The 11,080-nt window shown below is 67.8% G+C and carries 11 protein-coding genes; 5 read left to right on the forward strand and 6 right to left on the reverse strand.

The features are described 5' to 3' along the window. The first annotated feature begins 78 nt into the window (after window positions 1–78). Window positions 79–1,257: an acetyl-CoA C-acyltransferase family protein gene (locus OU682_RS15665; RefSeq protein ID WP_268943108.1), complete on the forward strand. Its 1,179-nt coding sequence runs from the start codon at window positions 79–81 to the stop codon at window positions 1,255–1,257. A gap of 4 nt (window positions 1,258–1,261) precedes the next feature. Here the strand turns inward: OU682_RS15665 and OU682_RS15670 are convergent, their stop codons facing one another. The 6 genes from OU682_RS15670 to OU682_RS15695 form a co-directional block, all read right to left on the reverse strand. After that, window positions 1,262–2,164 carry a DMT family transporter gene (locus tag OU682_RS15670; RefSeq protein WP_268943109.1) on the reverse strand — a complete coding sequence of 301 codons (903 nt, stop codon included), beginning with the start codon at window positions 2,162–2,164 and terminating at the stop codon, window positions 1,262–1,264. A 313-nt stretch (window positions 2,165–2,477) separates the two neighbouring features. Continuing rightward, entirely contained in the window at window positions 2,478–3,080 is a 603-nt protein-coding gene (locus OU682_RS15675; protein ID WP_268943110.1) for a queuosine precursor transporter, read from the reverse strand. Between the two features lie 88 nt (window positions 3,081–3,168). Then, a complete protein-coding gene (locus OU682_RS15680) occupies window positions 3,169–4,065 on the reverse strand; it encodes an esterase-like activity of phytase family protein (protein WP_268943111.1) in 897 nt (298 codons plus the stop codon). Further along, window positions 4,038–4,901 carry a penicillin-insensitive murein endopeptidase gene (mepA, locus tag OU682_RS15685; RefSeq protein WP_268943113.1) on the reverse strand — a complete coding sequence of 288 codons (864 nt, stop codon included), beginning with the start codon at window positions 4,899–4,901 and terminating at the stop codon, window positions 4,038–4,040. The genes OU682_RS15680 and mepA overlap by 28 nt, the downstream gene beginning before the upstream one ends. Next, a complete protein-coding gene (locus OU682_RS15690) occupies window positions 4,898–6,268 on the reverse strand; it encodes an MFS transporter (RefSeq protein WP_268943115.1) in 1,371 nt (456 codons plus the stop codon). Before OU682_RS15690 ends, mepA begins: the two co-directional genes overlap by 4 nt. Window positions 6,269–6,312: 44 nt before the next feature. Next, a complete protein-coding gene (locus tag OU682_RS15695; RefSeq protein ID WP_268943117.1) occupies window positions 6,313–6,873 on the reverse strand; it encodes an acyl-CoA thioesterase in 561 nt (186 codons plus the stop codon). A gap of 132 nt (window positions 6,874–7,005) precedes the next feature. On the opposite strand from OU682_RS15695, the gene OU682_RS15700 reads away from it, so the two are divergent. The 4 genes from OU682_RS15700 to msrQ all read left to right on the forward strand — a co-directional run bounded on the left by OU682_RS15700 (window position 7,006) and on the right by msrQ (window position 10,940). Next, window positions 7,006–7,302, forward strand: coding sequence for a YggT family protein (locus OU682_RS15700; protein ID WP_503635004.1), 297 nt, complete (start codon window positions 7,006–7,008; stop codon window positions 7,300–7,302). Next, a complete protein-coding gene (recQ, locus tag OU682_RS15705) occupies window positions 7,302–9,332 on the forward strand; it encodes a DNA helicase RecQ (RefSeq protein WP_268943118.1) in 2,031 nt (676 codons plus the stop codon). Before OU682_RS15700 ends, recQ begins: the two co-directional genes overlap by 1 nt. A gap of 88 nt (window positions 9,333–9,420) precedes the next feature. Further along, window positions 9,421–10,317 (forward strand): protein-methionine-sulfoxide reductase catalytic subunit MsrP, encoded by an 897-nt coding sequence (gene msrP / locus OU682_RS15710; protein ID WP_268943119.1) that lies wholly within the window; start codon window positions 9,421–9,423, stop codon window positions 10,315–10,317. After that, window positions 10,317–10,940, forward strand: a complete 624-nt coding sequence (gene msrQ / locus OU682_RS15715) for a protein-methionine-sulfoxide reductase heme-binding subunit MsrQ (RefSeq protein WP_268943120.1) — start codon at window positions 10,317–10,319, stop codon at window positions 10,938–10,940. Before msrP ends, msrQ begins: the two co-directional genes overlap by 1 nt. Window positions 10,941–11,080 lie beyond the last annotated feature (140 nt).

Here is an 11,080-nt window from a genome sequence, read left to right on the forward strand (position 1 = left end):
TGCAAACGACGCCACGATTCGCTTGTCGCCCGACGGGCGGCGCCTATGCTGGCCCCGTGACCAAGGGAGGGGTTCATCATGTCCACCGAAATCGTCATCCTGTCCGGCGCGCGCACCGCCATCGGCACCTTTGGCGGCAGCCTGGCGGCCATCCCGCCGATCCAGCTGGCGGCCACGGTGACCAGGGCCGCGATGGAACGCGCCAATGTCGCCCCCGACCGGATCGGGCAGGTGGTCTTCGGCCATGTGATCAATACCGAGCCCCGCGACATGTATCTGTCCCGGGTAGCGATGCTGGAGGCGGGCATTCCCGACGCCACCCCCGCCATGAACGTGAACCGGCTTTGCGGGTCGGGGGCGCAGGCCATCGTCTCGGCCGCCCAGGTGCTGATGCTGGGCGAGGCGGATTTCGCCGTCGCGGGCGGCGCCGAGAGCATGAGCCGCGCGCCCTATGCGGTCAGCTCCGCGCGATTCGGCGCCAAGATGGGCGACCAGCGGATGCTGGACATGATGACCGGCGCGCTGACCTGTCCGATGGGCACCGGCCACATGGGCGTGACCGCGGAAAACGTCGCGGCCGAGCACGACGTCAGCCGCCAGGCCCAGGACGAGTTCGCGATGGAATCGCAGCGCCGCGCGGCGGCGGCCATCGCGGCGGGACATTTCCGCGACCAGATCGTCCCGGTCGAGGTCAAGGGCCGCAAGGGGCCGGTGATCTTCGACACGGACGAGCATCCGAAGGAATCCAGCCTCGACAAGCTCGCCGGGCTGAAGGCGGTGTTCCGGAAGGACGGCACCGTGACGGCGGGCAATGCCAGCGGCATCAACGACGGGGCGGCGGCCCTGGTGCTGGCGCGGGCTGACGCGGCGCAGGCGGCGGGTCTGACACCGCGGGCGCGAATCCTGGGGCATGCGGTGGTGGGGGTGCGGCCCGAGGTGATGGGCATCGGCCCCATCCCGGCGGTGCAGGCGCTGCTGGAAAGGACCGGCTTGTCGGTCGGCGATTTCGACGTGATCGAATCGAACGAGGCCTTTGCCGCGCAGGCCCTGGCGGTGAACAAGGGGCTGGGCCTGGACCCGGCACGGGTGAACCCGAACGGCGGCGCCATCGCGCTTGGCCATCCCGTCGGCGCGACCGGCGCGATCATCACCGTCAAGGCGCTTCACCAACTGGAGCGCACCGGCGGCAGGCGCGCGCTGATCACCATGTGCATCGGCGGCGGGCAGGGGATCGCCCTGGCGATCGAGCGGGTGTGACGGCTCAGGCCGGTTGCACGGCCTGGCGCTGACGGGATAGCCGCAGGGCGGCGATCCCGGCCAGGATGATCACGATGCTGGCGATGATCGTCCAGCGGTCGGGGCTTTCGCCGAAAAGCGCGATCCCCGCCACCATGGCAAAGATCAGCCGCGTATAACGGAAGGGCGTCACCGCGCCGACCTGGCCCGTGCGCATCGCGACCGTCAGGAAGGTATAGGCGCAGACCCCCATTGCCGAGGCCGCCAGCAGCGCCAGCCAGGTCGGGGCGTCGGGCGTGGTCATCGGCCCGCCAAAGGGCAGGACGATCAGCCCGGCCACGATCAGCATGGAAAAGCCTGCCACGCCCAACTGCCGGAAGGACAGCGACACGGGCGCAGCGCGGGTCGCCAGGTCGCGCCCGGCAAAGCCCAGCATCGCCATGATCGCCAGCAGGGACAGAACCCCGAAGCCTTCGGTTCCTGGCCGCAGGATCAGCAGCACGCCCCCAAAGCCGAAAGCCACGGCCAGCCAGCGGCGCGGCCCGATCCGTTCGCCGAACAGCAGGGCCGCGCCCACCATCACCACAAGCGGGGTCGCCTGCAGGATGGCCGAGGCGGTGGACAGCGGCGTCAGCGCAATGGCCAGCATGTAGAACAGGCGGCCCGTCACTTCGGACAGCGACCGCAGGACCATCGCGCGGCCCAGCATGGCGCGGGTCAGCGGCGGCTCGCCCGCCAGCAGCGACAGGAGCGCGAAGGTGGCGGTGCCAAGGATGCCAAAGGTGATCAGCACCTGTCCCGGTGGCAGGCTGACGGCGGCGATCTTCAGCAGCGAATCCTCGACAGCGAAGCCTGCCATGGACAGCACCATGAAGACGGCCCCCCGCAGGTTGTAGGCGGGCCCGAGACGTGTGTTGCGATGGGACATGACCGGACCTTGTCTGCGGCGAACCGGCCAAGCAGTCCCCCATCGGCGCGGCCAAGGCAAGCGGGCCTGTGCGCCCAAAAAGGAACGGGCCGCCCAGATGAGGCGGCCCGCGAGATCCACGGAGATGGTCCGGTTAGGGATGGCGGGTAGTCCGGTCCCAACCAGGGTTTACGACCCTTGGGGCTGCCCTCAGGCCACGGCCCCCCTGACTGTTCCGACACCTCTCTCCAATATCACTCTCGACACTGGACCACCTCCTTTCAATTGGTTGCCGTTATAAGGAAAATGGTGCCACAGATCGGGGTCGTGTCAATCAGATTGTTCGCTCGGCCCGCAACAAATTGCGGACAATCAGGCGGAAAGGCACAAGTGCCAGTATGGCCAGACTCGTCTTGACCATCCAGTCGGCAGTTGCCAGGGAAACCCACAGCGCAGTGACCGGTCCTTGACCAAGCAGCGGAACGCCCTCGTTCGCCCAGGCTGTATTGGCGTCATGGGGCAGGCTGGCCGAGAAGGCCAGGGTAAAGAAGATCGCCGTATCCAGCACCGACCCCACCGAGGACGAGGTCAGCGGCGCGACCCACCAGTGGCGGTTGCGCAACGCGTTGAAGACGACGATGTCCACCAGTTGCGCGACCAGGAAGGCCGTGCCGGAGCCGATGGCGATTCGCAGGGTGGTCTTGTCCAGCCCTGCGGCGATGACCGAGCAGACGACGCCCACGACGAATCCCACCAGCACGACACGGCGGGCCGCGGCGGGGCCATAGACGCGGTTCATGATCTCGGTCACCAGGAACGAGAAGGGATAGGTGAAGGCCCCCCAGGTCAGCCACGAGCCGACGGTGAATTGCACAAGGATGTTCGAGGCCACGACGATGGTGGCCATGGCAAGGATGCCGGGCAGATAGCGGGTCATTGGTCTTTTTCCGTTTTACAAGGTCGCGGAACAACTCGGCCCCGCGGCTTGCAGGACAGCGCGCCTTAGGCCCAAGGCCGCAGCCTTGTCAATCGCGCAGCCGGTATTCGACCAGCTCGGTCCGCTGCAACGCCAGGAAATTGTCGTCCGAGATCATGGTCAGCCGGATCCCCTGCCCGTCATGCCAGACCGACAGCCCTTCCAGGTTGTCGTATTGCAGAGGGCGGGTGGTCAGCAGGATTTCCTCGTCCTGCGGGCCGTCCTCGGTCAGCCGCATCCGCCGGACGCGGGAGGCAAAGCCCAGGATGCCGCGGAAATCGCGTTCCAGCAGATAGAACCAGCCATCGGGGCCGAAATCGGCGGCCACCGCCAGCCAGCGGGGATCGCGGCGGATCTCTCCGGCGCGGCCCCAGGTGTTGTCGCGAAAGGTCAGGATCGGGAAGGGCTGGTCCTCGCGTCCCGAGCGTTCGGGCACCGCATGGATGGTGTCGCCCCGGATCGCCAGGGCTTCCAGCCCGGAATTGATCCACATGCCCTGCGCCTTGGGCGGCGGGCGCAGCGCGGTGGCGCTGGCGTCGGGGTCGTCATAGCGGGCGACGCGGTCCAGCCCCTCGAAGCTGATCCAGATGCGGCCGTCCTCGCCGATGGCCAGCCCCTCGCTGTCGCCGGTATAGCCGGGGGGCAGGGGGATGCCCTTGCTGTCCTTCAGATGCGCCCGCCCGGCCACGTTCATCGCGCGGATCACGCCTTGGGAATCGCGCTCGATGCTGCCCCAGTAGAGATGCGCCCGATCCGTCAGCACATGAAAGCGCGAGCCGTCCGCGTTCAGCTCGATCGCCGAAAAGCCACCGAAGCTTTCGTCGTCGCCGGACCACACAAAGGAGCCGACATGCTCCAGCGACGCGGCCGGCGCAGGAACGCCGGCCGCAGTCAGGAGCAGCGAGAACAGAAAGCCGCCTAGGGCGCGGCTGCGACGGATCGGCATTGCGTGGGCAATTCGCTGAGACGGAAGGTGCGGGGGTGGCGGTAATCCGGATCGGGCGGGGTGGGTGCGACCCGGCTGGGGTCGAGGCGGTTCTTGATCCACTCGGCCGCCTCGGCGCAGCCATCGCCGGGCGGCGGCGCGGGCTGCCGGTCGCAAAGCGATCCGCGCGGGCAGGCCAGCCGGACATGGAAGTGATAGTTGTGGGCGTTGATCGGCCTGACCTTGCGCAGCCACCTGCGGTCGCCGCGCTCCATCTGGCACATGGCGACCTTGGCGACGGGATCGACCAGGATCCGTTCGACCCTGGGATCGCGGGCGGCGGCGCGCATGATCGCCATGTGCCCGCCGTTCCAGACATTCGTCAGCCCGACCCCGCGCCGGTCGGTGATCGAGACCGAGGAGATGCCTTCGCGCTGCGCGGGCGACAGCTTCAGCGAGGGCGGCGGCAGCATCCAGACATCCGCGTCAAGCCCCAGTTGGTGGCTGGCATGGCCCGAGGTCATGGGCCCGCCGCGCGGCTGGCTCATGTCGCCGATGTAAAGGCCGCGCCAGCCTGCCTGCTGCGCCGCCTGCGACAAGCCGACCAGGAAGCTGACCAGTTCGGGATGGCCCCAGTTGCGGTTGCGCGACAGGCGCATGGCCTGCCAGCTTGGCCCGCTTTCGGGCAGTTGCACGAAACCCTGCCCGCAACCCTTGGAATAAAAGCCGATGGAGGCCGGGCGGCCCTGCGCCGCGCTGCGGAAGCCGCCGAAGACATCCTTGGCCAGGGGATCGGCCGATGCGGGCAGGACAAGGCTCGCCATGATGGCGGCGGCGGACAGAAGCTTGCGGATCACTGCTCTACCTCTCCGTCGGGTTTGACCCAGACTAGCAGAACAATCGAAAGGATAAACAGCACGATCAGCGGAGAGATGCCGATTCGTTGGTTTCCGCTGGCATCGGTGGCGAGTGCGACCAGCAGGGGGGCCAGGAAGGCGGTGGCCTTGCCGGACAGGGCATAAAGGCCGAAGCCCTCGGTCGCGCGCTCCTCGGTCGTGTGGCGGACCATCAGGGTGCGGCTGGCGGCCTGCAGCGCACCACCCGCCCCGCCGATCAGCGCACCGCACAGGAAGAAGATCAGGTCGGGCACGTGAAGGCGGCCAAGGACCGGGTCCGGGGGCAGGGCCATGCCGAACAGCGTCTGGCGGTCCATGCCCACGACGACGACGCAGACGCCGGTCAGGATCAGGGTCGTGGCGATGATGACGGGCTTGGGTCCCCACGCGCGGTCGGCGCGTCCGCCCGCCCAGCTGACAAGGGCCGCCGCGATGGCGCTGACGACGCCGAAGACGCCGGCCAGGAAAACCGGCCAGCCCAGAACGGTCCCCGCATAGACCCCGCCGAAACCGTAAAGCGCGTTCAGCGCGTCGCGCGACAGCATGGAGGACGCCAGCCAGGCCGCCAGGCTGCGGCGGTGGCGCAGGCTGCGGATCAGCGCCCACAGGCCGCGCATGGAGGCGCCGATGCGGATCGGCTGCCGGGGACCGCGCGGTTCGCGCACCCACAGGAAGAAGGGGATCATGAAGACGACATACCAGATCGCCACGAAGGGGCCGACAAAGCGCGTGCCTTCCCGCGCCGCCGGGTCCAGGCCGAACAGCGGGTCGATCCCGATCAGCGTCTTGCCCGATGGCGTTTCCTGGAACAGCGCCAGCATCACGGCCAGCGACAGCACGCCCCCCAGATAGCCGAAGGCATAGCCCGAACCCGACAGGCGCCCGATCTCGTCCCGCGGGGCAAGGCCGGGCAGCAGGGCATTCGTGAAGATCGTCGCGAATTCGACCCCGATCAGGCCGATGCCGAACAGCACGACCGCCTGCACAAGGGCGGGCTGCTGCGGCATGAGCCACCACAGCCCCGCCGCGCCTGCCACGTAAAGGACCGAGAAGAACCGGATCCACGGCATCCGCCGCCCCGAGGTATCGGCGATGGCCCCCAGGATCGGCGCGCAAAGGGCGATGATGATGCCGGCGACCGACAGCCCGTATCCCCACAAGGCCTGGGCCTGCGAGCCCGCCAGCCGCAGGTCGCCGCCGATGGTCAGGAAGTGGCGCTGCGCGACCTCGGCGAAATAGACCGAGAAGATGAAGGTCAGCAGAAGCGTATGAAAAGGCTGGCTGGCCCAGTCGAAGAACCACCAGCCCCAGATCCGTTTGCGGTCCATCCGCCCCTCTTGCACGCGTTCGCGGCCATAAGGCCGAAGAGGGGTCAGGCTGGCAAGTGGGCTTTTGCCCCATCCGGAAGTTCCGGGGGCCAGGGGCGCAGGGCGTCGGCGTCTGCCCAGGCGGCGATCCAGCCGGGCAGGGGCGGGCTGTCAGCCGATGCGCCAAGCGCCGCCATGACCCGGGCCGGCGCGACGATGCCCTGGCCCGAGGTGATGGCCGCGCGGATCAGCACCTGGTTGCAGCAATCCGCGCCCTTCCACATGGACTGGTCCATGTACAGGAAGCGCTGGTCCCAGCCTGCCACCCGCGAGATCATGGTGAAGCGGTCAAAGGCGCGGATGCGGCGGCGATAGCGGACGGAGCTGCCCGCCACCGTGATGCCCCAGTTGTTCTCGCCCAAGACCGGGATCAGCCCGCTGCGCTGCGCCATGGGGATGCGGCCCAGGTCGAACAGCGTCAGCGTGCGTCCGTTGTTCAGCTCGACCCAGGGGTCCAGGTCCCAGGGCCAGCAGACATGGGTCGAGACATGCACCCCCGTTATGTCAAGGCGCGGGGCATTGCGGAACTTGACCATCTCCTTGGCGAAGCGGAACAGGGGATACATCGGTGGTCCTTCGATTGCGCCTGACCGGGTTGGCCTGCCCCCCACGCGATCGTCAACGGGGAACGCTGCGGCAACTTGCTTGCGAAGACCGGCCCGCATCACCATAACAAGCCCGAACGCGATGATGAGGGCATGATGGGAACGCTTTACGAGGCCTTGCAACTGATCCTGCAAGTGGTGTGGTTCGTCATGATCGTCCACATCATCATGTCCTGGCTGATCAACTTCCAGGTCCTGAACCTGCGCCAGCCGCTCGTGGCGCAACTGTGGGACGGCCTCAACCGGTTGCTGGAGCCGATCTATCGCCCGATCCGCAACCTGCTTCCCGACACCGGCGGTCTGGATCTCGCGCCCCTGGTGGTCTTCATCGCCATCATCATCCTGCAGCGCGCGCTGGCGAACAACGCGGGCTTCTTCTACGGACTCTGATGCCCACCGACCTGCTGCGACAGGTCTGGGGCTTCGACGGTTTCCGCCCCGGCCAGCAAGAGATCGTCGAGGCCGTGGCCGAGGGCCGCGACGTGCTGGCGATCATGCCCACGGGCGGCGGCAAGTCGCTGTGCTTCCAGTTGCCCGCGCTGATGCGCGACGGGGTGACGGTGGTCATCTCGCCGCTGATTGCGCTCATGCGCGACCAGGTCCGGGCGCTGCGCGAGGCGGGGGTGGCGGCGGGCGCGCTGACCAGCGGCAACACGGACGAGGAAACGGATGCCGTCTTCCAGGCGCTGTCCCGGGGCGAGCTGAAGCTTCTCTACATGGCGCCGGAACGGCTGGCCTCGGGCGGGACGCTGCCCTTGTTGCGGCGTGCGGGGGTGACGGCCATTGCCGTGGACGAGGCGCATTGCGTCAGCCAGTGGGGGCATGACTTCCGCCCCGACTATCTGCGCATCGGCGACCTGAAGCGGGCGCTGGACGTGCCGCTGGCGGCCTTCACCGCGACCGCCGACGTGGAAACCCGGGCCGAGATCGTCGCGCGTCTGTTCGACGGGCAGGAACCCGTGACCTTCCTGCGCGGCTTCGACCGTCCGAACCTGCGGCTGGCCTTCCAGCCCAAGGACAGCCCCCGCAAGCAGGTGCTGGATTTCGTGGCCGCCCGGCGCGGGCAGTCCGGCATCATCTATTGCGCCAGCCGCGCCCGCACGGAAACCCTGGCGGATGCCCTGTCGCAGGCAGGCCATGCCGCCGTCGCCTATCACGCGGGCCTGGAGGCCGACCGCCGCCGCGCGGTCGAGGCGCGCTTCCAGCAGGAGGACGGGCTGATCGTGGTGGCCACGATCGCCTTCGGCATGGGCATCGACAAGCCCGACATCCGCTGGGTGCTGCATGCCGACCTGCCCAAGACCATCGAGGGCTATTACCAGGAAATCGGACGCGCGGGCCGCGACGGCGATCCTGCCGATACGCTGACGCTCTATGGTCCCGACGACATCCGGTTGCGCCGCACCCAGATCGACGAGGGACTGGCCGATCCCGCCCGCAAATCCGCAGATCATGCCCGGCTGAACGCGCTTCTTGGCCTCGCCGAGGCGACCGGCTGCCGCCGCCGCAAGCTCCTGGCCTATTTCGGCGAGGAGCTGGCCGAGGATTGCGGGAACTGCGACCTTTGCGCCGCGCCGCCCAGGCTGTTCGACGCCACACAGGCGGTGCGCAAGGCCTTGTCCGCCATGGTGCGCACCGGCGAATGGTTCGGCGCCACGCATCTGATCGACATCCTGACCGGCAACACCACGGAAAAGGTCCGCGAGCGCGGTCACGACAACCTGCCGACCTTCGGCGTCGGGCGCGAACACAGCCGCGCCCAGTGGCAGGCGATCTTCCGGCAGATGATGGGCCGCGACCTTTGCCGCCCCGATCCCGAACGCCACGGCGCACTGCACCTGACCGAGGCCGCCCACCCGGTCCTGCGCGGCGAGGAAAGCGTGACGCTCCGCCACGACACCACGGCGTCCCGGCCCGCCACGGTCCTGCGCACCCAGGTCAGCGAGGAGGACGAGCCGCTGCTGTCCGCGTTGAAGGCCAAGCGGCGCGCCCTGGCCGAGGCCGCGCGCGTGCCCGCCTATGTCATCTTCCCCGACCGCACCCTGATCGAGATGGCTGAGAGGCGCCCCCAGACCCTGGACCAGATGGCGCAGGTCGGCGGTGTCGGTGCGAAGAAGCTGGAAAGCTATGGCCGCGATTTCCTGGCGGTGATCGCCGGAGAGGTGCCCGAGATGCATCCGCAGCGCCGCAAGCTGGCAGGCCGCCCCGAAGGCGCCCTGTTCGATCGGCTGGTTGCCGTCCAGGCCGACCTGATGCGCGGCCCCGACGGGACGGAAAAGCCGCTGTCCTGTTCGACGGCCCAGATTCGCCGCATCGCGGAGGCCCGGCCGGGCGACGAGGCGGGGCTGGCCCGGCACCTGGATCAGGCGCGGATCGACCGATTTGGCGCGGCCTTCCTGCGCGAAATCGCGTCGGCTTGATTACCATGTCAGTGTAAAGTGAACGTGATGCCCTGCCCGGGGCGGTTTTGCGCGACTATTCTGCCGCGGCATCCCTTGGGAGAGAGTCATGAAACTTCGCTGGTCCGACGTTACCCCGAAAGCCGACTACCTCAACCGCCGTGCCTTTATCGCGGCCGGTGCCGCGGCAATGGCCGCGCCTGCCTGGGCGCTGACCGGCAAGCCGTCAGCCTATTCGACGGACCAGAAGCCGAACACGCTGGAAGAGATCACCAACTACAACAACTTCTACGAATTCGGCATGGACAAGACCGATCCCGCGCGCCACGCGGGCGCCATGGTCACCGACCCCTGGTCGGTCGAGGTCGGCGGCATGGTCGACCGTCCCGGCAGCTACGGGGTCGATGACATCGCACCGCAAAACGCGCTGGAAGAACGCATCTACCGCCTGCGCTGCGTGGAGGGCTGGTCGATGGTCATTCCCTGGATCGGCGTGCCGCTGGCGGGCGTCCTGGCAAAGGCCGGCGTTCAGCCCGGCGCGAAATTCGTGGCCTTCGAGACGCTTTATCGTCCCGAACAGATGCGGGGGCAGGCGCGCCCCATCCTTGACTGGCCCTATCGGGAAGGCCTGCGCCTGGACGAGGCGATGCATCCGCTGACGATTCTCGCCACCGGCCTTTATGGCGACGTGCTGCCCAACCAGAACGGCGCCCCGATCCGGCTGGTGGTGCCGTGGAAGTATGGCTTCAAGTCCATCAAGTCGATCGTGAAGATCACCCTGACCGACCGCCAGCCCGTTGCCACATGGCAGGCCATGCAGCCTTCGGAATACGGTTTCTATGCCAATGTGAACCCGCAGGTCGATCATCCCCGCTGGAGCCAGGCCACCGAACGCCGCATTGGCGCGGGCCTCTTTGGCGGACGAGAAGAAACGCAGATGTTCAACGGCTACGCCGACCAGGTGGCCTCGCTCTATGCCGGAATGGATCTGGCGAAGGACTACTGATGCGGAGGGCGGCGAATGACGCGTTGCGCCGGATCCCCGTCTGGGCGCTGTGGCTGGGCGGGCTGATCCCCTTGGCGCTGCTGGTCTGGGACACGCTGACCGGCGGTCTGGGGATCGATCCGATCCGCGACATCGAACACCGGCTAGGGCGGACGGCCCTGTATTTCCTGGTGGCCAGCCTGGCGGTGACGCCCATGCTGCGCATCGCGGGCATCAGCTTCATGCGATTCCGCCGCGCGCTTGGCCTGCTGTGCTTCACCTATGCCGGCCTTCACGTCCTGGCGTGGGTGGCCATGGACATGGCGCTGCTCTGGGCGGCGATGGCGCGGGACGTGGTCAAGCGGCCCTACCTGGTCTTCGGGATGGCGGCCTTCGTGATGCTGCTGCTCCTCGCGGTCACCTCGAACAACGCCTTGATCCGGCGCATGGGCGCGCCGGCTTGGCGCAGGCTGCATCAGCTTGCTTATGTCGCAGCGCCCCTGGTGACGCTGCACTGGATCTGGGCGCTGAAGACCTTTCCGCTGGAGCCCGTGCTGTGGCTGACGGCAATTCTGCTGCTGCTGGCCTCCCGGGTCGCCGTCCCGCGGCCGATCCGCTGGGCCATGCCAACGGCAACCAGGTAATAGTCTTCTCGTAACAGTAGGTTGCAAGAAATATGATGGCTCGGTGAAAAAAAACGCGGAAAGCCTCTTGCGCCCTTCGTCTGCGCTTCGTAAATACCGCTTCACCGAACGGCGGGGACGCTGGACGGGACGGAACGGCC

Source organism: Paracoccus benzoatiresistens, from assembly GCF_026913015.1.
GTDB lineage: Bacteria > Pseudomonadota > Alphaproteobacteria > Rhodobacterales > Rhodobacteraceae > Paracoccus > Paracoccus benzoatiresistens.

Bases quoted from the DNA above. Each gene is read 5' to 3' on its own strand.
- OU682_RS15665 (WP_268943108.1), top strand. From the start codon at position 79: ATGTCCACCGAAATCGTCATCCTGTCCGGCGCGCGCACCGCCATCGGC.
- OU682_RS15670 (WP_268943109.1), bottom strand. From the start codon at position 2,164: ATGTCCCATCGCAACACACGTCTCGGGCCCGCCTACAACCTGCGGGGG.
- OU682_RS15675 (WP_268943110.1), bottom strand. From the start codon at position 3,080: ATGACCCGCTATCTGCCCGGCATCCTTGCCATGGCCACCATCGTCGTG.
- OU682_RS15680 (WP_268943111.1), bottom strand. From the start codon at position 4,065: ATGCCGATCCGTCGCAGCCGCGCCCTAGGCGGCTTTCTGTTCTCGCTG.
- OU682_RS15690 (WP_268943115.1), bottom strand. From the start codon at position 6,268: ATGGACCGCAAACGGATCTGGGGCTGGTGGTTCTTCGACTGGGCCAGC.
- OU682_RS15695 (WP_268943117.1), bottom strand. From the start codon at position 6,873: ATGTATCCCCTGTTCCGCTTCGCCAAGGAGATGGTCAAGTTCCGCAAT.
- OU682_RS15700 (WP_503635004.1), top strand. From the start codon at position 7,006: ATGATGGGAACGCTTTACGAGGCCTTGCAACTGATCCTGCAAGTGGTG.
- recQ (WP_268943118.1), top strand. From the start codon at position 7,302: ATGCCCACCGACCTGCTGCGACAGGTCTGGGGCTTCGACGGTTTCCGC.
- msrP (WP_268943119.1), top strand. From the start codon at position 9,421: ATGAAACTTCGCTGGTCCGACGTTACCCCGAAAGCCGACTACCTCAAC.
- msrQ (WP_268943120.1), top strand. From the start codon at position 10,317: ATGCGGAGGGCGGCGAATGACGCGTTGCGCCGGATCCCCGTCTGGGCG.